The sequence below is a fragment of the Streptomyces sp. SX-6 genome (assembly GCF_059089585.1).
Window position 1 is genome coordinate 35,583 of record NZ_JBTHHU010000022.1, and the last position, 22,616, is coordinate 58,198.

The window sequence follows — 22,616 nt, forward strand, 5'->3', positions numbered from 1 at the left end:
GCCTAAGGGGCAGGGGCGTCCCGTGGGGCTCAGCCGCTCAAAGCCCCCGGCCTGCCCTCCCCCACGGGCTGCGTGGCCTCGAGGTGCCCCCAGACGATCAGCCGGTGGCTGTGGCCCCACTCCGGTTCGCAGGTCGTGAGCGTCAGATAGCGGCCGGGCCCGCGGTAGCCGGAGCCCTCGGGGACGGGCGCGACGACCCCGGTGTCGTCGGGCAGCGTCCGGTACGGCCTGCGGTCCACGCGGTACGTGAACCAGCTCGTCCCGTCCGTGAGCACCACGGCGTCGCCGGGGCGCAGGTCGGGGAGGTCCTTGAAGGGGTCGCCGTACGTGCGGCGGTGGCCGGCGACCGCGAAGTTGCCGGTCCCGCCCGGGCGCGCGGAGCGCTCGTAGTGGCCGAGCCCCTTCTTGAGCACCCCGGTGCCGGTGCCCTGGAGCACGGGCTTGGCCCAGCCGGCGCCGAGGCGGGGGATGTACATCACGGCGAAGGGGGCGCCGGAGCGGTACGGGCGCGCCGGGGGCGGCGCCTGCCGGCCCGGCGTGCGGGGGCCGGCGGACGGTGCGGCGGGGGCCTCGTCCCCGGGCTCGGGTGCGGGATCGGCCGTGGGATCGGCGCCGGGATCAGTGCCGGATACCGCTTCGGCTCCGGCGGCCGGGGTCCGGGCCTGGGCGGCCCACTGCTCGTGGAGCCGGTCGATCTCGCCGTCCATGGCCCGGTCGGCCCGGACCCCGGTCCAGTACAGGAGGTACGCCACGAAGAGGACGGTCAACGTGCCGACGGTGACGCACAGTTCGCTGAACGTCCGGACGACCAGTCGCATCCGCACCGGCCGCCACCCCCTCCCGGGTCACTCCACGGGCTTGGCGTAGTGGAGGTCAACTGTGCCCGAGTACCCCGGGAGAGTCACGGTGTCGTGCTGGTCGATTTTCCAGCCGAGGCCGTACGCGCTCACGTACTGGAGGTAGTTCCGGATCGCCGGGGAGGCGTCCAGGGCCTTGCGCAGCTCCCCGCGGTCGCCGACGGCCGTCACCTTGTACGGCGGGGAGTAGACCCGGCCCTGGAGGATGAGGGTGTTGCCCACACAGCGCACCGCGCTGGTGGAGATCAGCCGCTGGTCCATGATCTGGATGCCCTTGGCCCCGCCCTGCCACAGGGCGTTGACGACGGCCTGGAGGTCCTGCTGGTGGATGACGAGGTCGTTGGGCTGCGGCGGGGGGACGCCGGGGATCTTCGCCGTGGCGTTCGGCGGGGCGTCGGTGAGCGTGACGGTCAGGCCCTGGCCGGTGAGGTTCCGGGTGCCGACGGCCTGCGCTAGCTCGTCGAGCCGCTTGTCCTGTGCGGAGTTGGCGCCGGTGTCGCGCCGGGCGAGGCTGTCCACCTGGGTACGCAGGTTGGCGGCACCGGCCTCCAGGTCGCCGTTGGCCTTGCTGCGTTCCTGGATGAGGTCGGACAGGCGCAGCATGGAGGCGTCCGTACGGATGTTGGTGCCCTTGGCGGTGTTGAAGCTCATCCAGAAGATGAGGCCCGCGAGGGCGAAGACCGCGGCGGTCAACAGCCGTACCGGACGGAATCGCCGGGAAGGCTTGCTGGTGGAGTCGCTGGTGGAGTCGGCAGAATTGCTCAACGTACCCTTGTCCTCTCCGACGCCGCGGAAGCACTACGCTAACGGACGCCCGGGGGAAGGCAGTGTTCCCCGCCGGCCGGACAACAGCCCCTTGTAATCGCCAAGTAACCCCAGCGCGGTCACGCAGCGCATCGACAGGAGAGTTCCTCGTGCCGAAGTCACGGATCCGCAAGAAAGACGACTTCACCCCGCCGCCGGTCAAGCAGCAGAACATCAAGCTGAGCTCCGGGCGCGGCTGGGTGGCGCCGGTGATGCTGGCGATGTTCCTGATCGGGTTGGCCTGGATCGTCGTCTTCTATGTGACGAGCGGTGACATGCCGATCGAGGCCCTGCACAACTGGAACATCGTGGTCGGCTTCGGCTTCATCGCCGCGGGGTTCGTGGTCTCCACACAGTGGAAGTAGCCGGGTTATCCACACCTTCGTCCACAGTGGGGAAAAACTCAGAAGATCTGTGGATAACTTCCTGGCCGTTGACGCCGGTGTGACTGATCGGAAGCACTGTGCCTTCCGGGTCGCATCGGCGTCTCGCCGCAAAAGCGCTGGTCAGAGCGTTGCGCACGGGCATCGTTGGCACATCGCACCAGAACATGCACACGAATCGGTGGGTGTTGTGGACAACCTGTGCACCCACCGGTGTGAGTGACGGCCCGCACCCCGGCCCGTCAGCCGATCTGCAGCGTCCGCACGACGACCACCGCGACGATCGCCAGCAGCGCCGCACCGCAGGTGAGCCCCTGGACCAGGGTGCGCCGGGCGCGGGGCGCGTGCACCATCCCGAAGGCCACGAGCGAGCCCACGACCAGGCCGCCGATGTGGGCCTGCCAGGCGATGTTGTGCCAGGTGAAGGTGAAGATCAGGTTGAGCACGAGGAGCGCGACGACCGGGCGCATGTCGTACTTCAGCCGCCGCATCAGCACGGCCGTGGCACCCAGCAGCCCGAAGATCGCGCCGGAGGCGCCGAGCGAGGCGCTGTTCTGGGGCACGATGAGGTAGGTCAGCGCGCTGCCGCCCAGGCCGGCCAGCAGATAGAGCGCGAGATAGCGGGCGCGCCCGAAGGCGGCCTCCAGGGGCGGCCCCAGCCACCACAGCGAGAGCATGTTGAACCCGATGTGGGCCGGTGACTGGTGCAGGAAGACGGCCGTCAGCAGCCGGTACCACTGGCCCTCGGCTACGCCCTCCAGGGGCTCGCCGTAGGTGACGGACGCCTTGCCGAACAGCTCCAGCGCCTGGACCAGCCCGTCGCCGGCCGCCAGCACAGCGAGCCACACGGCGACATTGATCCCCAGCAGGACCTTGGTCACGAGATAGGGATCGCCCGGCCGGTGGCCGCCCGCGACCGTGCGCGGTGCGGTGTCCCGGGGGCGGGAACCCTCACCCGCGCCGCCGCCACTCACGCAGTCCGGGCACTGGAAGCCCACCGAGGCGCTGACCATGCATTCGGGGCAGATCGGCCGCTCGCAGCGCGTGCAGCGGATGCCCGTCTCCCTCTCGGGGTGCCGGTAGCAGCAGACGGCCTGGTCGTTCATGCTCTCCCTCGCCCCTGTCGTGGACCGGTGGCAACCCACGGCCCCCGCCCGTCATACGGACGGGCGGGGCCACGGGTTCCCGGGATGCGCCCGATACGCCCTATCAGGTGTCGCGGGTCTAGCCCTCGCGGGTCTCGATCACCACGGACTCGATGACGACGTCCTGGACCGGACGGTCGGTGCGCGGGTTGGTCTGGGCCTCCGCGATGGCGTCCACGACCTTCTTGCTGGCCTCGTTGCTGACCTCGCCGAAGATGGTGTGCTTGCCGGTCAGCCACGCGGTGGGGGACACGGTGATGAAGAACTGCGAACCGTTGGTGGCCGGACCGGCGTTGGCCATGGCCAGCAGGTACGGCTTGGTGAAGCCGAGGTCCGGGTGGAACTCGTCCTTGAACTCGTATCCGGGACCGCCGGTGCCGTTGCCCAGCGGGTCACCGCCCTGGATCATGAAGCCACTGATGACCCGGTGGAAGACCGTCCCGTCGTACAGCGGGTCCGTGGACTTCTTGCCGGTCGCCGGGTGGGTCCACTCCCGCTCGCCCTTGGCGAGCTCGACGAAGTTCCTGACCGTCGTGGGGGCGTGATTCGGCAGAAGCCGGATCTCGATGTCCCCTTGGTTGGTCTTGAGGGTGGCGTAGAGCTGCTCGGCCACGATCTGCCTTTCTGGTCTGTACTGACAGCGCCCCCGATCCTCGCACGGGCGCTGCCGGTCGGTTGTACGCCCGAAGTCCCGCGCGCGGGCGGGTGGACGTGGCATGGTCGTGCGAAGCCCCCTTTGACCCGGATGCCCGCTCGCACATGCCGGACCACCCATGGGCAGGCATGATTCTTCACTGGGTGGAAAGGCGACAAACCATATGCCACCGATGAGGAGGTACTCGTGACCCGCAAGGACAGCGTGCGCGCCGCGACCAGCACCGCCAAGGACAGCGTGCGCCATGCCGCGGAAGTGGTGGCGCCCTACGCGGGCACGGCGCGCGAAACCGCCGTGCACTACGCGCACGAGGCCCGGACGCGGCTCGCGCCCAAGGTCGTCGAGGCGGCGCAGCAGGCCCGCTCCCAGTACGACAGCCATCTCCAGCCCCGCCTGGAACATGCCCGTGACGTCCTGCCGCCGAAGGTCTGCCAGGCCGCGGCGAAGGCCCGCTCCGCCGCCGGACCCGCGCGCGACGAGGCGGTCTCCCGGGGCACGGCGGCCCTCGCCGCGCTGCGCGGCGAGGTGTCGGCTGAGGAGATCGGCAGGCTCGTGAGGCGGCAGGACCGGCGGCGCAGGTGCGGGCGGCTGGTGAAGCGGCTCGCGGTGCTGGGCGTCCTCGCGGGCGGTGCGGTGGCCGCCTGGCAGTGGTGGCAGAAGCAGGCCAACCCCGACTGGCTCGTCGAACCGCCGGCCCCGACCGAGGTCTCCGACCGGCCGCCGCTGTCCTCCGTCGACGGCAGCGGTGACGCGACGGTCGACCCGGAGGTCCGGGCCAAGCAGGCGGAGGCCGAGGGCTACCCGGAGGACGAGGACGGCAACCGCCCCTGAGCGGCCAACTCCCTTGCGCACAACGGCTCCACGTACCGGCCGCCGGACGTGCGCACCGCCGCCAACGCAAAAATGCCCGCCGACCTAGCGTTTCCGCAGGTCAGCGGGCATTTCATCGGTGGAGCCTAGGGGAGTCGAACCCCTGACATCTGCCATGCAAAGACAGCGCTCTACCAACTGAGCTAAGGCCCCGTGCCACACCAGACTACCCGGTGCCGACGGTGTTCCCGACCAGGTATCGCCCGTACCCACCGCTCTCCGTAGGATGCAGCGCAAGATTCGCTGCCGCGAAGCGAAGGGGAGAGCGAGATGGACGCAGCACAGCAGGATGCCACCGCCCGCGCACGAGAGCTTCAGCGGAGCTGGTACGGGGAGCCGCTGGGGGCGCTCTTCCGCCGTCTCATCGACGATCTCGGCCTCAACCAGGCCCGTCTCGCGTCCGTCCTCGGCCTGTCGGCGCCCATGCTCTCGCAGCTGATGAGCGGTCAGCGCGCGAAGATCGGCAACCCGGCCGTGGTGCAGCGGGTCCAGGCGCTGCAGGAGCTCTCCGGACAGGTCGCGGACGGCACCGTCAGCGCCGCCGAGGCCGCGGAGCGCATGGAGGAGGTCAAGCGGACTTCCGGCGGCTCCGTCCTCAACTCCACGCAGACGACGGCCAGCAGCGGTGCTCCGACCGTCAAGCGGGTCGTCCGCGAGATCCAGTCGCTGCTGCGCTCGGTGGCCGGTGCCGGGGACATCATCGACGCCGCCGACACCCTCGCCCCCGTCCACCCCGAACTCGCCGAGTTCCTCCGCGTCTACGGCGCCGGGCGCACCGCGGAGGCCGTCGCGCACTACGAGGGGCACCAGAGCTGACACCGCCGGTGAGGGCGGGGCGGCGCGATGGGCGAGGTCTTCGCCGGGCGGTACGAGCTGGTCGACCCGATCGGGCGCGGCGGCGCGGGGGCGGTGTGGCGCACGTGGGACCTGCGGCGGCGCCGCTACGTGGCGGCCAAGGTGCTCCTGCAGAGCGACGCCCACACCCTGCTGCGGTTCGTCCGCGAGCAGGCCCTGCGCATCGACCATCCCCATGTGCTCGCGCCGCTGAGCTGGGCGGCGGACGACGACAAGGTGCTGTTCACCATGGACATGGTGCGCGGCGGTTCCGTCGCCCATCTCATCGGTGATTACGGCCCGTTGCCGCCGCGCTATGTGTGCGTGCTCCTCGACCAGTTGCTCTCGGGGCTCTCCGCGGTGCACCTGGAGGGCGTGGTGCACCGTGACATCAAGCCCGCCAATCTCCTTTTGGAAGCCACCGGAACGGGGCGCCCGCATTTGCGCCTCTCCGATTTCGGCGTGGCCATGCGCAAGGGGGAACCACGGCTCACGGAGAGCAACTATGTGATGGGAACGCCCGGTTACTTCGCGCCCGAGCAAATGGCGGGCGAGGAACCGGACTTCCCGGCCGACCTCTTCGCCGTCGGCCTTGTCGCGCTGTATCTGCTCACGGGACGGAAACCCGACGCGGAAGCACTCGTGCACCGATTCCTCGAGCAGGGCGTGCCGGGCCCGCCGGAAGAGGTCCCCGCGCCGCTGTGGGACGTCGTCGCGAATCTTCTGCAGCCCGACCCCGCCGTCCGGTTCCGTACGGCCACGGGGGTGCGCAAGGCGCTGGCTTCGGCCGTCGAGCTGCTGCCGGAGACGGGCGGGGACGGGGAACTGATCGAGGTCTTCGACCAGATCGGCCCGCTGCCGCCGGGATTCGGCCCCAGCGGCCCCGAAGGCCCGGACGGGCCGCACGGCCCCGAACCGGAACCGGTCGTGGAACAGGCCGCGGAACCGGCCGGGACGGCCTCCCCGGCGCCCTCGGCGGCCGTACTCCCGACGCCCGCCCCGCCGAGGCCCGCGTACGCGCCTGAAGGCCCCTCCCGGCCCACGCCCGTGGCACCGACCCTGCGGCTGCCCGCTGTCGCCCCCACGCCGCCCAGGAGGCCGGGACCGCCCGCACGGGTGGCCGTCCCGGTGCTCGTCCTGGCGCTGGTCTGTCTCGTGATCGGCATCTGGGCGCTCAGCGCCGGCTGAGCCGCACGTTCACCTTCGCAATCATTTTATTTGCAAACGCAAAAAGAACCGGGCCCCGGCCGCGTCTGGCGGCAGGGGCCCGGCCACAGGGCTCTTGTTCTCACACACCCGAACCTGCGGGCACGGAGTCGGTCGCCTCCGTCCACAGATCCTGCTCGGCGCGATCCGCCTGGATCTGGCGGTACACGAGGAGCCCGCCGATGGCGGCCAGTGCGACCAGGAGGAGCTTCTTCACCGCGCGACCTCGTCTTTCCTTGACGGTAAGGGGACTCTGGTGGCCGATGATACACACCGGCCGATACCGATCGGTGACCTGAGTCCGGACCTTTACCAGCGGGCGACCGCTCCCAACTCCCGCCGCAGAAAGCCGATCGGCCCGACCGGAGATTTCTCTCCGGCCGGGCCGATCGCGCCGGTGGGGCTAACAGGACTTGAACCTGTGGCCTCTTCCTTATCAGGGAAGCGCTCTAACCGTCTGAGCTATAGCCCCGCGCTGCACCGAAAGATTAGCGCACTCGGGCCCCAGTCCCAAAATCGCCCGCCGGAGCTACTCGTCCTCGGCGAGCGTCAGCTCCACCCCGCCCACGAAAGACGCGGAGAGGTTGTAGGCGAATGCCGCCAGAGTGGCCAGTGCGGTGGCGAGCACCACCTCGATCACCGCGATGACCGTGGTGAACATCAGCACCCGCGGCAGCGACAGGAACGACTGCAGATCGAAGCCGCCGCCCTCACCGGACGTGGCGTCGTTGACGGTGCTGCCGATGGCCGAGAAGACGCCCATGGCGTCCAGGACCAGCCACAGCACCGTGATCGCCACGATGGTGCAGACGCCCAGCGCGAGCGACAGCAGAAAGCTGACCTTCATCACCGACCACGGGTCGGCCTTGGCCACCCGCAGCCGGGCGGAGCGCGTACGCGGCCCCGCCGCGGCCATGGGCGCCGCGCTGTTCTTCGAAGGAGCCGAAGGAGACGAGGGAGCCGAAGCGGCCGAAGGGGCCCGCTTCGAAGCCCTGGAAGCCTTCGAAGCGGAGCCGGAAGCGGAACGCCCGGCCGGCGGCTCGTACGCCTTCGGCGGGTGGTACGGCTGTGGACCTCGAGTGTCCGTCATGGTTTCCCCCCTGCTCGCGATACCGGTGCCCCCGCCCCGGGATTCTGCCCGGTCATCGCCGGAGCCACGGGCGCCGCCCTGATCGGTTGCGGTACCCGCGGACCCCCGCCGCTTGGCACCCGTGGCTCGACTCACGACCTACTCCTCGGTGTCCTCGGACGGAGACTGGACGACGGCGGCCTGCTCGGTCCCCTCGCCCCCGGCCGACGCGTCCTCGTCGACCTCGCCGATCTCGTCGACCTCTTCGGCCTCGCGCCCGGCCTCCGCGTTGCGGGCGATGCCCACAACGGCATCGCGCTTGCCCAAGTTGATCAGCTGAACGCCCATGGTGTCACGGCCCGTTTCGCGAACTTCGCTGACCCGGGTACGGATCACGCCACCGCCGAGCGTGATGGCGAGGATCTCGTCGCTCTCCTCGACCACCAGCGCACCGACCAGCGAACCCCGGTCCTCGACGATCTTCGCCGCCTTGATGCCGAGGCCGCCACGGCCCTGGACGCGGTACTCGTCGACGTTCGTCCGCTTCGCGTACCCGCCGTCGGTGGCCGTGAAGACGAACGTGCCCGGACGGACGACGTTCATCGACAGCAGCTCGTCACCCTCGCGGAAGCTCATGCCCTTGACGCCCGACGTCGCACGGCCCATCGGGCGCAGCGAGTCGTCCGTGGCCGTGAACCGGATCGACTGCGCCTTCTTGCTGATCAGCAGCAGGTCGTCGTCGGCCGAGACCAGCTCGGCACCGATCAGTTCGTCCTCGCGGCCGTCCTCCGTCTCCCGGAGGTTGATCGCGATGACACCGCCGGAGCGCGGCGAGTCGTAATCCTTGAGCGAAGTCTTCTTCACCAGGCCGGACTTGGTGGCGAGCACCAGGTACGGGGCCGCCTCGTAGTCGCGGATCGCGAGGATCTGGGCGATCTTCTCGTCCGGCTGGAAGGCGAGGAGGTTGGCCACGTGCTGACCGCGTGCGTCCCGGCCGGCATCCGGCAGCTCGTACGCCTTCGCCCGGTAGACCCGGCCCTTGTTGGTGAAGAACAGCAGCCAGTGGTGCGTGGTGGAGACGAAGAAGTGGTCGACGATGTCGTCCTGCTTGAGCTTCGTGCCCCGCACGCCCTTGCCGCCGCGCTTCTGCGAGCGGTAGTCCTCGGTCTTGGTGCGCTTGACGTAGCCGCCGTTGGTGATCGTGACGACGATGTCCTCTTCGGCGATCAGGTCCTCGATGGACATGTCGCCCTCGAACGGCACCAGCTTGCTGCGCCGGTCCTCGCCGAACTTCTCGACGATCGCGGCGAGTTCGTCGCTGATGATCCCGCGCTGACGCTCGGGCGAGGCGAGGATCGCGTTGTACTCGTTGATCTTCGCCTGGAGTTCGTCGTGCTCCGCGGTGATCTTCTGGTGCTCCAGGGCCGCCAGGCGGCGCAGCTGCATCTCGAGGATCGCGTTCGCCTGGATCTCGTCGATCTGCAGCAGACCCATCAGGCCCGTGCGGGCCACGTCGACCGTGTCGCTGCGCCGGATCAGCGCGATGACCTCGTCGATGGCGTCCAGGGCCTTGAGCAGACCGCGCAGGATGTGGGCGCGCTCCTCGGCCTTGCGCAGCCGGAAGCGGGTGCGCCGGACGATGACCTCGACCTGGTGCGTGACCCAGTTGCGGATGAAGGCGTCCAGCGACAGGGTGCGCGGCACGCCGTCCACCAGCGCCAGCATGTTGGCGCCGAAGTTGGTCTGCAGATCGGTGTGCTTGTAGAGGTTGTTGAGGACGACCTTGGCGACCGCGTCCCGCTTGAGGACGATCACCAGGCGCTGGCCCGTGCGCGAGGAGGTCTCGTCACGGACGTCCGCGATGCCGCCGACCCTGCCGTCCTTGACCAGGTCGGCGATCTTCTGCGCGAGGTTGTCCGGGTTGACCTGGTACGGGAGTTCGGTGATCACCAGGCACTGGCGGTTCTGGATCTCCTCGACCGCGACCACCGCGCGCATGGTGATCGAGCCGCGGCCGGTGCGGTACGCCTCCTCGATGCCCTTGCGGCCCACCACGAGCGCGCCGGTCGGGAAGTCGGGGCCCTTGATGCGCTCGACGAGCGCGTCGAGCAGCTCCTCGGGGGTGGCCTCGGGGTTGGACAGGTACCACTGGGCGCCCTCGGCCACCTCGCGCAGGTTGTGCGGCGGGATGTTGGTCGCCATGCCGACCGCGATACCGGCGGAACCGTTCACCAACAGGTTGGGGATACGCGACGGCAGGACCGTCGGCTCCTGGTTGCGGCCGTCGTAGTTGTCCTGGAAGTCGACGGTGTCCTCGTCGATGTCCCGGACCATCTCCATCGACAGCGGCGCCATCTTGCACTCGGTGTACCGCATGGCGGCGGCCGGGTCGTTGCCCGGGGAGCCGAAGTTGCCGTTGGAGTCGACCAGCGGCATCCGCATCGCCCAGGGCTGGGCCAGGCGCACGAGCGCGTCGTAGATGGAGGCGTCGCCGTGCGGGTGGTACGTACCCATGACGTCACCGACGACACGGGCGCACTTGTAGAAGCCCTTCTCGGGCCGGTAGCCGCCGTCGTACATCGCGTACAGCACACGGCGGTGCACCGGCTTGAGGCCGTCCCGCACGTCGGGCAGCGCACGCGAGACGATCACGCTCATCGCGTAGTCGAGGTAGGAGCGCTGCATCTCCGTCTCGAGCCCGACGGGCTCGACACGCATGCCCACGCCCTCGATGGTGGCGGGCTGGCCTTCCGGCGTGGTGCCGTCCGGGGTCACGGGAGTATCGGGAGTGTTCTCGTCGGCCATTGTCGTTCAAAGTCCTTTCGCGGCGCGGCTGTTCGTACGGGCCGACTCAGATGTCGAGGAAGCGGACGTCCTTGGCGTTGCGCTGGATGAACGAGCGCCGTGCCTCGACGTCCTCGCCCATGAGCACCGAGAACAGGTCGTCCGCCTGGGCCGCGTCGTCCAGCGTGACCTGGCCGAGGACACGGTGGTCGATGTCCATGGTGGTGACGCGCAGCTCCTCGGCGTTCATCTCGCCGAGACCCTTGAAGCGCTGGACCGAGTCGTCCTTGATCCGCTTGCCGTTCTCCCGGCCCAGCTGGATCAGCGCATCGCGCTCGCGGTCGGAGTAGGCGTACTCGAAGTCGTCCTTGCCCCACTTGATCTTGTAGAGCGGCGGACGGGACAGGTACACGTGCCCGGCCTCGACCAGCGGCCGCATGAAGCGGAACAGGAAGGTCAGCAGCAGGGTGTTGATGTGCTGGCCGTCGACGTCGGCGTCCGCCATCAGGATGATCTTGTGGTAGCGCAGCTTCGAGATGTCGAAGTCCTCGTGCACACCGGTGCCGAAGGCCGAGATCAGCGCCTGGATCTCGGTGTTCTGCAGGATCTTGTCGACGCGCGCCTTCTCCACGTTCAGGATCTTGCCGCGGATCGGGAGGATCGCCTGGTACTCCGGGTTGCGGCCGGACTTGGCCGAGCCGCCGGCGGAGTCGCCCTCGACGATGAAGATCTCGCACTTGGTCGGGTCGTTCGACTGGCAGTCCGAGAGCTTGCCCGGCAGCGAGGCCGTCTCCAGCAGGCCCTTGCGGCGGGTGAGGTCACGCGCCTTGCGGGCCGCCACCCGGGCGGTGGCCGCCTGGATGGACTTGCGGATGATGTCCGCGGCCTCGTTCGGGTTGCAGTCCAGCCAGTCGGTGAGCTGCTCGTAGACGGCCTTCTGGACGAAGGTCTTCACCTCGGTGTTGCCGAGCTTGGTCTTGGTCTGGCCCTCGAACTGGGGCTCGCTCAGCTTGACCGAGATGATCGCGGTCAGACCCTCGCGGATGTCGTCACCCGTGAGGTTGTCGTCCTTCTCCCGCAGCAGCTTCTTGTCGCGCGCGTACTTGTTGATCAACGAGGTCAGCGCGGCGCGGAAGCCCTCCTCGTGCGTACCGCCCTCATGGGTGTGGATGATGTTGGCGAACGAGTACACACCCTCGCTGTACTGGGTGTTCCACTGCATCGCCACCTCGAGCGAGAGCATCCGCTCGGTGTCCTCGGCGTCGAAGGCGATCACCGTGGGGTGCACCATCTCGCCCTTGCGCGAGTTGAGGTAGCGGACGAAGTCCGAGATGCCGCCCTCGTAGTGGTAGCGGACGGAGAGCGGCTTGCCCTCCTCGTCCACATGGTCCGGACGCTCGTCGGTCAGCGCGATGGTCAGGCCCTTGTTGAGGAAGGCCATCTCCTGGAAGCGCCGGGAGAGCGTCTCGAAGGAGTACTCGGTGGTCTCGAAGATGTCGCCGTCGGCCCAGAAGGTGACCGAGGTGCCGGTCTCCTCGGTCGCCTCGTTCTTCTGCAGCGGTGCCGTGGGGACGCCCAGCTTGTAGTCCTGGGTCCAGCGGAAGCCGTCAGTCCTGACCTCGACGGCCACCCGCGTCGACAGCGCGTTGACCACCGAGACGCCGACGCCGTGCAGACCACCGGAGACGGCGTAGCCGCCACCGCCGAACTTGCCACCCGCGTGCAGCACGGTCAGCACGACCTCGACGGCCGGCTTCCCCTCGGAGGGGACGATGCCCACCGGGATGCCACGGCCGTTGTCCACCACGCGCACCCCGCCGTCCGGCAGGATCGTCACATCAATGGTGTCCGCGTGGCCCGCCAGGGCCTCGTCCACGGAGTTGTCGACGACCTCTTGCACCAGGTGGTGCAGGCCGCGCTCGCCTGTGGAGCCGATGTACATACCCGGCCGCTTGCGGACCGCGTCCAAGCCCTCCAGCACGGTGATCGCGCTGGCGTCGTACGACGTCTCACCGCCGGAGGCGGAAGGGGTGGTGTTCTCGTTGGGGTTGCCGGAATCGGCCACGAAGCGCCCTTTCTGGCACAGCACAGACCTTCCCCTGACTGCTGCGGGGAGTTGCCCCCGGCCGGCTGAACCCGGCGGGCAGGCAGGAGCGGCTGCGTCGTTCGACTAGTTCCGCGAATAGGCGGCGGATTGCCACCAGTCTACCGGTAGCGGTGACATGAATGGGGGTTTGGCGGCGTCTGAGTCCCCATGTGCCGCCCTGAACCGGCATCAGCCGACTCCCCATATGCGACCCCGGGCTCTGAGGGGCTCACAGCGGCACTCAGCGCTTCCGGCTGTCAACCACCCGCTACCGTGAGCGGAGTCTCAGCAAACCCGCCCGGCTCATCCGTATGTGTCGCCCGGCCCTGTGCTCCCCGGAGCACGCAGCGAGCCGTACCGCCGGCCGGGTCCGCCCGGGCCCAGCACCTTGATCATGCGCACCGCGCCCTGGCCCAGATCGGCGTTGAGCCGGGCCACCAACGTCGGTGCGAGCAACCGGAGTTGGGTCGCCCACGTCGTCGAGTCGCACTGGACCGTGAGCTCCCGGGCCTCTTCGTCGTACTTCTGCGGGACGCAGTGCAGCGCCACGTCCTGGCCCACCATCTGCGGCCAGCGCCCCATCACCCCGCCCACCGCGGCGGGCTTCTCCCAGCCCCGCTCGGTGATCAGCCGGCTGATGGCCGAGCCCAGCGGCAGCGGGTCGCGGCCGTCGGCCCGCGCGCCGGACCGCAGGCCGCCGCGCCGCGCCTGCTTCTTCTGCTGCACCGCGTTGCCGCGCGCCCGCGCCTGCTCCTTGGCGGCACGCAGCGCGACCCGGGCGAGGTCCACGCCGGTGGGCTCCGGCTTCCGCACGGGATCGGTCATGCGCGCTCCACCATGCCCTCCGTCACCGTGTACCGCGCACCGGCCAGGGCGCCCGGCACGTCCTCCGCCACCGCGGCCGTCACCAGCACCTGCTCGCCGGGGGCCACCAGCTCCGCCAGCCGCTCCCTGCGCCGGGCGTCGAGCTCGGCGAAGACGTCGTCGAGCACGAGCACCGGCTCGTTGCCCTCCGCGCGCAGCAGCTCGTACGAGGCCAGCCGCAGCGCCAGCGCGTACGACCAGGACTCGCCGTGGCTCGCGTACCCCTTGGCGGGCAGCCGGCCCAGGCGCAGCACGAGGTCGTCGCGGTGCGGGCCGACGAGCGTCACACCGCGCTCGATCTCCTGCTTGCGGGCCTCGCCGAGCGCGGCGAGCAGCACCTCGCAGAGCTCCTCGCGGCTTCGGACGCTCTCGGTGCCGAGCGGGCCCTTGTAATCGAACGCCACCGGGCCGCCGCCGGGCGCCAGCTGCTCGTACGCCTGGGCGGCGAGCGGCAGCAAGGTGGCGATCAGGTCGAGGCGGTGGGCCAGCAGCTCCGCACCGGCGCGGGCCAGGTGCTGGTCCCAGATGTCGAGGGTCGACATGTCCATCGAGCGCCCGCCGTGCCGGCGGGCCATGGCGGCGGACTTCAGCAGGGTGTTGCGCTGCTTGAGGACGCGCTCGTAGTCGGAGCGCACCCCGGCCAGCCGCGGGGCGCGCGCGGTGATCAGCTCGTCGAGGAAGCGGCGGCGCTCGCCGGGATCGCCCTTGACCAGGGCCAGGTCCTCGGGGGCGAACAGGACGGTGCGCACGATGCCGAGCACGTCACGGGGTCTGACCTGGGACGACCGGTTGATCCTGGCCCGGTTGGCGCGGCCCGGGTTGAGCTCCAGCTCGATCAGCTGCTGCCGCTCGCCCTGGACGACGGCCGCACGGACGACCGCCCGCTCCGCACCGAGGCGCACCAGGGGCGCGTCGGAGGAGACGCGGTGGCTGCCGAGGGTCGCCAGATAGCCGACGGCCTCGACGAGGTTCGTCTTGCCCTGGCCGTTGGCGCCCACGAAAGCCGTGACGCCCGGGTCGAGCGGGACCTCGACCCGGGCGTACGAGCGGAAGTCGGCCAGCGACAGATGCGAAACGTGCATGGTTGTGCGCCGACCTCCCCCGGCTCTGCTGGGTTACTTGCTCTCGACCGCGTGGCCGCCGAACTGGTTGCGCAGCGCGGCGATCATCTTCATCTGCGGGGAGTCGTCCTGACGGGACGCGAAGCGGGCGAAGAGGGACGCGGTGATCGCGGGGAGCGGCACGGCGTTGTCGATCGCGGCCTCGACCGTCCAGCGGCCCTCGCCGGAGTCGGCGGCGAAGCCGCGCAGCTTGTCGAGGTGCTCGTCCTCGTCGAGGGCGTTGACGGCCAGGTCGAGCAGCCAGGAGCGGATGACGGTGCCCTCCTGCCAGGAGCGGAAGACCTCGCGCACGTCAGTGACGGAGTCGACCTTCTCCAGCAGCTCCCAGCCCTCGGCGTAGGCCTGCATCATCGCGTACTCGATGCCGTTGTGGACCATCTTGGCGAAGTGGCCCGCACCGACCTTGCCCGCGTGCACGGAGCCGAAGTCGCCCTCGGGCTTGAGCGCGTCGAAGACCGGCTGGACCTTCGCCACGTTCTCGGCGTCGCCGCCGTACATCAGGGCGTAACCGTTCTCCAGGCCCCAGACACCGCCGGAGACGCCGCAGTCGACGAAGCCGATGCCCTTGGCGGCGAGCTCCCCGGCGTGCTTCTCGTCGTCCGTCCAGCGGGAGTTGCCGCCGTCGACGACGATGTCGCCCGGGGAGAGCAGCTCGGCGAGCTCGTCGATGGTCGACTGGGTCGCCGCGCCGGCGGGCACCATGACCCACACCACGCGCGGGCCCTGAAGGGAATCCACAAGCTCCTTGAGGCTGTGGACATCCGCCAGGTCCGGGTTGCGGTCGTATCCGATGACGGTGTGGCCTGCGCGGCGGATGCGCTCGCGCATGTTGCCGCCCATCTTGCCGAGACCGACGAGACCGAGCTCCATCGTTGATCCTCTATGCCGTAGTCGTTGCGGTATGTGCCCCGGTCCGAGCCTACGCCCGACGGTGTGTGCACACCTGTCGGGCGTCAGCGCTCAGACGTCGGCCTCGGCTCAGCGCCCAAGGCCTCAGCCCGACAGCCGCACCGGCATGATCAGGTACTTGTACGCCTCGTCCGCCTCCGCGTCCAGCGCGGGCTTACCGCTGAGCAGCGCGGGCTTGGTGGAGGTGGTGAAGGAGAGCTGGGCGACCGGGGAGTCGATCGCGGACAGACCCTCCAGCAGGAAGCCGGGGTTGAAGGCGATGGAGATGTCGTCGCCCTCGAGCTGGGCGTCGACCCTTTCCACAGCCTGTGCGTCGTCGCTGGAGCCGGCCTCGAGGATCAGCACGCCCTGCTCGAAGCTCAGCCGCACCGGGGTGTTGCGCTCGGCGACCAGGGCCACGCGCTTGACGGCCTCGACGAACGGGGCGGTCTCGATCACCGCGACCGAGTTGAACTCGGTCGGGAAGAGCGTGCGGTACTTCGGCAGGTCGCCCTCGAGCAGACGCGTCGTCGTACGGCGGCCGGAGCCCTCGAAACCGATCAGCCCCTCGCCCGCACCGGAGCCGGACAGAGCCAGCGCCACCGAGTCACCGCCGCTGAGCGACTTGGCGGTGTCCAGCAGCGTCTTGGCGGGCACCAGGGCGACCGCGGAGATGTCCGGGGTCTCGGGCTTCCACATGAACTCGCGGACGGCGAAGCGGTAGCGGTCGGTGGAGGCCAGGGTGACCGTGTCGCCCTCGATCTCGATCCGCACACCGGTGAGCACCGGGAGCGTGTCGTCACGGCCGGCGGCGATGGCGACCTGGGAGACGGCGGAAGCGAAGACCTCGCCCGGGACCGTGCCCGTGGCGGTCGGCATCTGGGGCAGGGCCGGGTATTCCTCCACAGGCAGGGTGTGGAGTGTGAATCGCGACGAGCCGCAGACGACCGTGACACGCACGCCGTCGGTGGAGATCTCCACAGGCCTGTTGGGGAGCGAGCGGCAGATGTCCGCGAGGAGCCGGCCGGAGACGAGGACGGTGCCGTCCTCCTCCACATCCGCCTCGACGGAGACACGGGCCGAGACCTCGTAGTCGAAGCCGGAGAGGCTCAGGGAGCCCTCCTCCGCCTTCAGCAGCAGGCCGGCGAGGACCGGCACCGGCGGACGGGCCGGGAGGCTGCGGGCCGCCCAGGCCACTGCCTCCGCGAGTACATCGCGCTCCACCCGGATCTTCACCGGAACCGCCTCCTGCTTGTTGCTGGCTCGCTCTTGCTGGCTTCGTCGTCGGCTGAATGCCGGAGACCAGTCTGACGCACGCCGCTGACAGCGAGCGCGGCTCGGGGTCAAGTCGGGCCCGACGGCGTGGCGCGGCCCGGAGCCGGGTTGTGCACAGGACCCACTTCGAAACGAGTTCCCTGCTTTAACTCTGTGGTCGTAGTAGTAGGGCCTGTGGAAACCGTGGAAAACGGTCTCTTCCCAGGTCAACCGCGATTTTTTGTCCACCGGCCCTGTGGGCGGAGGCAGTGGAAAAGCGGGGGTCGCTGTGGAGAACGGAAAGTTCTGCACAGGCGGTGCACAGGCGGGGGCCACTTCTCCCCAGGCGCGTCCCCAGCTTTACCCACGTTCCCCACAGGCCAACCCGGCAGCTTGGTGTGACGCCTTTCACTCGGTGCGGTGACTTCGGGCGTTTCGTTGCCGAACAGTGGACATCCGTGTGGAAAGGCTGTGCACAACAGCGATCTTCCTGTGGGCGGCCGGTGGACAACCGGCCGGACCTCTGTGGGCGGAGTGGTCGTCCACAGGCTGTGGACTTGCGTTTGCCACAAATCCACATGCCGCTGACCTCCCCTGATGGCCTATCAACAGGCCCCTCTGTGGACATCATCTGGATAACTTCCCGGTCCCCAGGGTGTGGACGGGGTGTCCGGGAGGATTCTGTGGAGAACCGGGGGTCACGCGTCCGTATTCGAACAAGCGGGTCGGCCCTGTCCCGTTCTCCTCCCCACCCGGAACGCTTCCCGGAACGCCGAAGGGCGCCCCGGACTGTGTTTTCCCGGGGGCAACCCCCGGTCCCCCGGCCGGGCCCGGCCGCCCCGCCCCGGAACGCCGAAGGGCACCCCGGGAAGCGTCCCGAGGCGCCCTGAGGAGCGTTCTCGTGCGGTGTGTCAGCCGTTCTTGATGCGGTTGGTCAGCTCGGTCACCTGGTTGTAGATGGACCGCCGCTCGGCCATGAGCGCACGGATCTTGCGGTCCGCGTGCATCACGGTCGTGTGGTCGCGGCCGCCGAACTGCGCGCCGATCTTCGGCAGCGAGAGGTCCGTGAGCTCCCGGCAGAGGTACATCGCGATCTGCCGGGCCGTGACCAGCACCCGGCTGCGCGAGGCCCCGCACAGGTCCTCGACCGTGTGCCCGAAGTAGTCGGCCGTCGCGGCCATGATGGCCGGCGCCGTGATCTCCGGGGAGGCGTCCTCGCCGCCCGGGATCAGGTCCTTGAGGACGATCTCGGTGAGGCCGAGGTCCACCGGCTGCCGGTTGAGGCTCGCGAAGGCCGTAACGCGGATCAGCGCGCCCTCCAGCTCGCGGATGTTGCGCGAGATCCGGGAGGCGATGAACTCCAGCACCTCCGGCGGGGCGTTGAGCTGCTCCTGCACCGCCTTCTTGCGGAGGATCGCGATGCGCGTCTCCAGCTCGGGCGGCTGCACATCCGTGATCAGACCCCACTCGAAGCGGTTGCGGAGCCGGTCCTCGAGGGTCACCAGCTGCTTGGGCGGCCGGTCCGAGGACAGCACGATCTGCTTGTTGGCGTTGTGCAGGGTGTTGAAGGTGTGGAAGAACTCCTCCTGCGTCGACTCCTTGCTCGCGAGGAACTGGATGTCGTCGACCAGCAGGATGTCCATGTCGCGGTAGCGCTTGCGGAACGCGTCCGCCTTGCCGTCGCGGATGGAGTTGATGAACTCGTTGGTGAACTCCTCGGAGCTCACGTACCGCACGCGGGTGCCCGGGTAGAGGCTGCGTGCGTAGTGCCCGATGGCGTGCAGCAGATGGGTCTTGCCGAGGCCCGACTCCCCGTAGATGAACAGAGGGTTGTACGCCTTGGCGGGCGCCTCGGCCACCGCGACCGCCGCCGCGTGGGCGAAGCGGTTGGAGGCGCCGATGACGAAGGTGTCGAAGAGGTACTTCGGGTTCAGCCGCGCCGTCGGCTCGACCGGACCCGACGAGCCGGACGAACCCGACGAGGGCGGCCGCTCCGCCGGGCCCGCGCCGCGCGCGGGCGGTTCGGGCAGCTCGCGCCGGGCGGGCGGCTCGTACGAGGGTGTCTGCGGCCGGTAGTCCTGCTGCTGCTCGTACGCGGGCGGGGTGTGCGGGGCGTGCTGCGAGGCGTACGGGTCGCGCTCGGCCTCGTACGAGTTGCCGAGGCGCGGCTGCTGCCAGCCGTAGTCGCCGCCGCGGTCCGCGCCGCCCGGGCCCGCGTGGCGCGGCCAGGCGCCGGGCTCGGTGCGGGGCTGCTGGTAGTCGGGGTACGCCGGGCGTACGGAGGGCAGGTCGTCGCCCGCGGGCTGCCGGCCGTAGCCCTCGTACGCGTCGCGGTCCTGGCCGCCCCCGGCGGGGGGCTCGAAGCGCTGCGGGCGCTCGTCGCGCGCGGGCGGCTGGGGGGCGGGGGGCTCGCCGGCGGAGTTGTCGACGGTGATCGCGATCCGGATCGGGCGCCCGCACTCACGGCTGAGCGTCTCGCTCACGAGCGGGGCCAGCCGGCCCTCGAGGACGCCCTTGGCGAACTCGTTCGGCACGGCCAGCAGCGCGGTGTCGGCGACCAGCGCGAGAGGCTGGCACCGCTGGATCCAGTGCACGTCCTTGCCCTCGACGCCCTGGCCCTGGCCCCGGCCGTCGCCGAGGAGCTTCTCGAGCACGCGCGGCCACACTGCGGCAAGATCGGCAGGCAGGTCAGCCACAGGGCACGCTCTCTCGGTCAGCTTGGGGAGCCTTTGAGTCCCACGAAGGTGTGGTTCTCGGGGCAGGCGGGAAGTATTCGGAGTTCAGCCACGGTAGTCAGGGCGTGGCGCGCGGTTCAAGTCGTTGTCCACAGGGTGTGCACAACTGTGCCATGAGTCGGAGGCCCCGTTCCGCCGGGCATGGTGTGCGACGGGCTGCCGTCCGGGAGGCTACGGTGTTCCCTGGTGCGTTCCCGGTTTGACCGGATGGCGTAGCCCCGCGTACCGTGACCAGGTCGAGTTGTCGATGGCTGCTGCCGCCTGCCTCCGATGGGCAAGGGTCGCACTCCTTCGAGTGCGGTCGTGAAGCGGTGCCTTGCGTATTGCGAGCTTCTCGTGGGCGCACGGTGACAGCCAGGCGATGTCACGCCATCACACGATTCATTTCTGGAGCCCCCGAGTGAGCAAGCGCACCTTCCAGCCGAACAACCGCCGTCGCGCGAAGACCCACGGCTTCCGCCTGCGCATGCGTACCCGTGCCGGCCGCGCGATTCTCGCGTCCCGCCGTGGCAAGGGTCGCGCCCGCCTGTCGGCCTGATCCGCGGACACCTAGGTCCTGATGTGCTGCCCACCGACTCACGGCTGAGGCGGCGAGAGGACTTCGCGACCGCGGTTCGCCGAGGACGCAGGGCCGGGCGCCCGCTCCTCGTCGTCCACCTACGCAGCGGTACAACGGACCCGCACCCACCTGGGGAGACTGTTCCCCAGGCGCGTGCGGGTTTCGTCGTGAGCAAAGCCGTCGGCGGAGCCGTGGTGCGCAACCTGGTCAAGCGGAGACTGCGCCACCTCATGCGCGAACGGCTGGATCTGCTGCCCGCCGGTAGCCTGGTGGTCGTACGCGCCCTGCCGGGCGCGGGCGAAGCGGATCACGGTCAGCTGGCCCGCGATCTCGACACCGCTCTGCAGCGGCTGTTGGGAGGGGCGTCGCAAAGCTGCAATCCCCCGGAGAGTGATCTCCGGAACCCCGGCCTACCCCCGGGAGGGAGCGCACGGTGAAGTACCCGCTGCTGTGGTTGATCAAGTTGTACCAGTGGACCATCAGCCCCCTGCTGGGGCCGGTCTGCAAGTACTACCCGTCGTGCTCGCACTACGGCTATACGGCCATTGACGTGCACGGTGCGCTCAAAGGAACGGCGCTGACGGCCTGGCGCATCCTGCGCTGCAACCCGTGGTCGCTCGGTGGAGTCGATCACGTACCTCCCCGGAAGCGCCCGGTCTGGCACCAGCGGCTGAGGAGCCGACTGGGCGGGCACCCCGTACAGGGTCCCGCCGCACAGCCCGAGACTCAGCCCAACGCCCAAGGAGCCTGATTCGTGGACACGATCCTCGGTCCTCTTTATTACGTAGTTTCCTGGATCATCGTCCAGTTCCACTCGTTCTTCAGTCTGATGTTCGACAGGAACGGTGGCTGGGCGTGGGGTCTGTCCATCGTCTCGCTGGTGGTGCTGATCCGTATCTGCCTGATCCCGCTCTTCGTGAAGCAGATCAAGGCGACGCGGAACATGCAGGCGCTCCAGCCGAAGATGAAGGCGATCCAGGAGCGCTACAAGAGCGACCGGCAGCGCCAGTCCGAAGAGATGATGAAGCTCTACAAGGAGACGGGCACCAACCCGCTCTCGAGCTGCCTTCCGATCATCGCGCAGTCGCCCTTCTTCATCTCGCTGTACCAGGTCCTGAACCACATCGCCCAGGGCAAGACGGTCGGCTTCATCAACGCGGACCTGCTGGCGAGCGCGCGGCACGCGCACATCTTCGGCGCCCCGCTGTCCGTGAAGTTCCTGGACAACGCGCACAAGATCGAGAGCCTCAACGCGTCGGTCACCGACGTGCGGGTCGTGACGGTCGTCATGATCGTCCTGATGTCGCTGTCGCAGTTCTTCACGCAGCGCCAGCTGATGACGAAGAACGTCGACCTCACGGTGAAGACGCCGTTCATGCAGCAGCAGAAGATGCTGATGTACGTCTTCCCGATCATGTTCGCCGTCTTCGGCATCAACTTCCCGGTCGGTGTCCTCGTGTACTGGCTGACCACCAACGTGTGGACGATGGGCCAGCAGATGTTCGTCATCCGGCGTAACCCCACCCCGGGCAGCCTCGCCTTCAAGCAGCGCCAGGAGCGGCTGCGGGCCAAGGGCAAGCTCACGGAGGAGCCGGAGGCCGTCGAGAAGCGGGAGGCCGCCGAGGCCGCCCGTGCCGCCCGCCAGCAGCCCAAGCGGCAGCCGAAGTCGAAGCGGCAGACCGGCGGCCCCGCCGGTCCCTCGCAGCCCCGCACCCGCGCGTCCTCCGGGAACGGTGCCAAGGAGGAGGACCCGGAGCCGGAGGCCGAGGAGCCGCAGGACAAGGAGCCGGAGTCCGGGAAGCCGGAGTCCAAGGCGTCCGAGGACACCAAGCCCCAGCAGAACGGTGGCTCCTCGGCCCGTGCCGCCAAGTCCGGGCAGCGCAAGGGCCAGCCGCGGGCCAAGCACCAGTCGTCGAAGAAGTAAGAAGGAGTCCACCGTGACGGACACCCAGCACCAGGCCAGTGCGGTTGCCGCCGAGGGCGCCGACAGCATGTCCCGCCTCGAGCAGGAAGGCGAGATCGCGGCTGACTACCTCGAGGGACTGCTGGACATCGCCGACCTCGACGGCGACATCGACATGGATGTCGAGGCCGACCGTGCCTCGGTCTCGATCATCAGCGACCCGTCCAGCCGCGATCTGCAGAAGCTGGTGGGCCGCGATGGTGAGGTGCTGGAGGCGCTCCAGGAGCTGACCCGGCTCGCCGTGAACCGGGAGACCGGCGACCGCAGCCGTCTCATGCTGGACATCGCCGGCTTCCGGGCCCGCAAGCGTGACGAGCTCGCCAAGGTGGGCGCCAAGGCCGTCGAGGAGGCCAGGAGCACGGGCAAGCCGGTCCGGCTCGACCCGATGACCCCCTTCGAGCGCAAGGTCGTCCACGACGCCGTGGCGGCGGCGGGCCTGAGCAGCGAGTCCGAGGGCGAGGAGCCGCAGCGCCGCGTGGTCGTCCTGCCCTCCTGATCCGACCCAGCTTCCCGGTGTTCACGGCCCCGTCTGCTCGCAG

At 69.4% G+C, this 22,616-nt stretch carries 21 protein-coding genes, 2 tRNA genes and 1 pseudogene; 9 read left to right on the forward strand and 15 right to left on the reverse strand.

The annotated features are described in order from the left end of the window. Positions 1 to 29 precede the first annotated feature (29 nt). The gene (locus ACV530_RS24165; protein WP_494334729.1) at positions 30 to 824 is read right to left on the reverse strand and encodes a class E sortase; all 795 of its coding nucleotides are present in this window, start codon (positions 822 to 824) and stop codon (positions 30 to 32) included. A gap of 21 nt (positions 825 to 845) precedes the next feature. Continuing rightward, complete coding sequence (locus ACV530_RS24170) at positions 846 to 1,622, reverse strand: DUF881 domain-containing protein (RefSeq protein WP_494334730.1); 777 nt, start codon at positions 1,620 to 1,622, stop codon at positions 846 to 848. A gap of 149 nt (positions 1,623 to 1,771) precedes the next feature. Between ACV530_RS24170 and crgA the strand changes: the two genes are divergently transcribed. After that, positions 1,772 to 2,026 (forward strand): cell division protein CrgA, encoded by a 255-nt coding sequence (crgA, locus tag ACV530_RS24175; protein WP_494334731.1) that lies wholly within the window; start codon positions 1,772 to 1,774, stop codon positions 2,024 to 2,026. Between the two features lie 260 nt (positions 2,027 to 2,286). On the opposite strand, the gene ACV530_RS24180 is transcribed toward crgA, so the two are convergent. Together ACV530_RS24180 and ACV530_RS24185 are read right to left on the reverse strand one after the other, a co-directional pair. Further along, complete coding sequence (locus ACV530_RS24180) at positions 2,287 to 3,150, reverse strand: rhomboid family intramembrane serine protease (RefSeq protein ID WP_494334732.1); 864 nt, start codon at positions 3,148 to 3,150, stop codon at positions 2,287 to 2,289. Positions 3,151 to 3,268: 118 nt separating this feature from the next. Beyond that, positions 3,269 to 3,802: a peptidylprolyl isomerase gene (locus ACV530_RS24185; RefSeq protein ID WP_494334733.1), complete on the reverse strand. Its 534-nt coding sequence runs from the start codon at positions 3,800 to 3,802 to the stop codon at positions 3,269 to 3,271. A 228-nt stretch (positions 3,803 to 4,030) separates the two neighbouring features. On the opposite strand from ACV530_RS24185, the gene ACV530_RS24190 reads away from it, so the two are divergent. Then, complete coding sequence (locus ACV530_RS24190) at positions 4,031 to 4,675, forward strand: DUF5324 family protein (protein WP_494334734.1); 645 nt, start codon at positions 4,031 to 4,033, stop codon at positions 4,673 to 4,675. 119 nt (positions 4,676 to 4,794) lie between these two features. On the opposite strand, the gene ACV530_RS24195 is transcribed toward ACV530_RS24190, so the two are convergent. Further along, positions 4,795 to 4,867, reverse strand: a tRNA-Ala gene (locus tag ACV530_RS24195). 117 nt (positions 4,868 to 4,984) lie between these two features. Between ACV530_RS24195 and ACV530_RS24200 the strand changes: the two genes are divergently transcribed. Beyond that, complete coding sequence (locus tag ACV530_RS24200; RefSeq protein ID WP_494334735.1) at positions 4,985 to 5,530, forward strand: helix-turn-helix domain-containing protein; 546 nt, start codon at positions 4,985 to 4,987, stop codon at positions 5,528 to 5,530. A gap of 27 nt (positions 5,531 to 5,557) precedes the next feature. Beyond that, on the forward strand, positions 5,558 to 6,736 hold the full coding sequence (locus ACV530_RS24205) for a serine/threonine-protein kinase (protein ID WP_494334736.1): 1,179 nt from the start codon (positions 5,558 to 5,560) through the stop codon (positions 6,734 to 6,736). Between the two features lie 100 nt (positions 6,737 to 6,836). Here ACV530_RS24205 and ACV530_RS24210 read toward each other — a convergent pair whose 3' ends face one another. The 10 genes from ACV530_RS24210 to dnaA all read right to left on the reverse strand — a co-directional run bounded on the left by ACV530_RS24210 (position 6,837) and on the right by dnaA (position 19,516). Continuing rightward, positions 6,837 to 6,971, reverse strand: coding sequence for a DLW-39 family protein (locus tag ACV530_RS24210; RefSeq protein ID WP_003958712.1), 135 nt, complete (start codon positions 6,969 to 6,971; stop codon positions 6,837 to 6,839). 181 nt (positions 6,972 to 7,152) lie between these two features. Continuing rightward, a tRNA-Ile gene (locus ACV530_RS24215) sits at positions 7,153 to 7,226 on the reverse strand. 57 nt (positions 7,227 to 7,283) lie between these two features. After that, positions 7,284 to 7,979: a DUF3566 domain-containing protein gene (locus tag ACV530_RS24220; RefSeq protein ID WP_494334737.1), complete on the reverse strand. Its 696-nt coding sequence runs from the start codon at positions 7,977 to 7,979 to the stop codon at positions 7,284 to 7,286. 3 nt (positions 7,980 to 7,982) lie between these two features. Continuing rightward, entirely contained in the window at positions 7,983 to 10,628 is a 2,646-nt protein-coding gene (gene gyrA / locus ACV530_RS24225; protein ID WP_494334738.1) for a DNA gyrase subunit A, read from the reverse strand. Between the two features lie 46 nt (positions 10,629 to 10,674). Then, positions 10,675 to 12,696, reverse strand: a complete 2,022-nt coding sequence (gene gyrB / locus ACV530_RS24230; protein ID WP_494334739.1) for a DNA topoisomerase (ATP-hydrolyzing) subunit B — start codon at positions 12,694 to 12,696, stop codon at positions 10,675 to 10,677. Between the two features lie 300 nt (positions 12,697 to 12,996). Next, positions 12,997 to 13,518, reverse strand: coding sequence for a DciA family protein (locus tag ACV530_RS24235; protein ID WP_494334740.1), 522 nt, complete (start codon positions 13,516 to 13,518; stop codon positions 12,997 to 12,999). Continuing rightward, the gene (recF, locus tag ACV530_RS24240; RefSeq protein WP_494334741.1) at positions 13,515 to 14,639 is read right to left on the reverse strand and encodes a DNA replication/repair protein RecF; all 1,125 of its coding nucleotides are present in this window, start codon (positions 14,637 to 14,639) and stop codon (positions 13,515 to 13,517) included. Before recF ends, ACV530_RS24235 begins: the two co-directional genes overlap by 4 nt. Positions 14,640 to 14,672: 33 nt before the next feature. Further along, positions 14,673 to 15,548, reverse strand: coding sequence for a phosphogluconate dehydrogenase (NAD(+)-dependent, decarboxylating) (gene gnd, locus ACV530_RS24245; protein ID WP_494334742.1), 876 nt, complete (start codon positions 15,546 to 15,548; stop codon positions 14,673 to 14,675). A gap of 123 nt (positions 15,549 to 15,671) precedes the next feature. Continuing rightward, a complete protein-coding gene (dnaN, locus tag ACV530_RS24250; RefSeq protein ID WP_494334743.1) occupies positions 15,672 to 16,802 on the reverse strand; it encodes a DNA polymerase III subunit beta in 1,131 nt (376 codons plus the stop codon). 929 nt (positions 16,803 to 17,731) lie between these two features. Then, the gene (gene dnaA / locus ACV530_RS24255) at positions 17,732 to 19,516 is read right to left on the reverse strand and encodes a chromosomal replication initiator protein DnaA (protein ID WP_494334744.1); all 1,785 of its coding nucleotides are present in this window, start codon (positions 19,514 to 19,516) and stop codon (positions 17,732 to 17,734) included. Between the two features lie 439 nt (positions 19,517 to 19,955). On the opposite strand from dnaA, the gene rpmH reads away from it, so the two are divergent. From rpmH to ACV530_RS24280, 5 genes and pseudogenes are all read left to right on the forward strand, one after another. After that, positions 19,956 to 20,093 carry a 50S ribosomal protein L34 gene (gene rpmH / locus ACV530_RS24260; protein ID WP_003949374.1) on the forward strand — a complete coding sequence of 46 codons (138 nt, stop codon included), beginning with the start codon at positions 19,956 to 19,958 and terminating at the stop codon, positions 20,091 to 20,093. A 23-nt stretch (positions 20,094 to 20,116) separates the two neighbouring features. Next, positions 20,117 to 20,485, forward strand: a pseudogene (gene rnpA, locus ACV530_RS24265) (ribonuclease P protein component); the annotation flags it as partial. A gap of 62 nt (positions 20,486 to 20,547) precedes the next feature. After that, positions 20,548 to 20,865 carry a membrane protein insertion efficiency factor YidD gene (gene yidD / locus ACV530_RS24270; RefSeq protein WP_494334745.1) on the forward strand — a complete coding sequence of 106 codons (318 nt, stop codon included), beginning with the start codon at positions 20,548 to 20,550 and terminating at the stop codon, positions 20,863 to 20,865. Between the two features lie 3 nt (positions 20,866 to 20,868). Continuing rightward, positions 20,869 to 22,038 (forward strand): membrane protein insertase YidC, encoded by a 1,170-nt coding sequence (yidC, locus tag ACV530_RS24275; RefSeq protein ID WP_494334746.1) that lies wholly within the window; start codon positions 20,869 to 20,871, stop codon positions 22,036 to 22,038. A 67-nt stretch (positions 22,039 to 22,105) separates the two neighbouring features. Next, positions 22,106 to 22,573, forward strand: coding sequence for a Jag family protein (locus ACV530_RS24280; protein WP_494334792.1), 468 nt, complete (start codon positions 22,106 to 22,108; stop codon positions 22,571 to 22,573). Positions 22,574 to 22,616 lie beyond the last annotated feature (43 nt).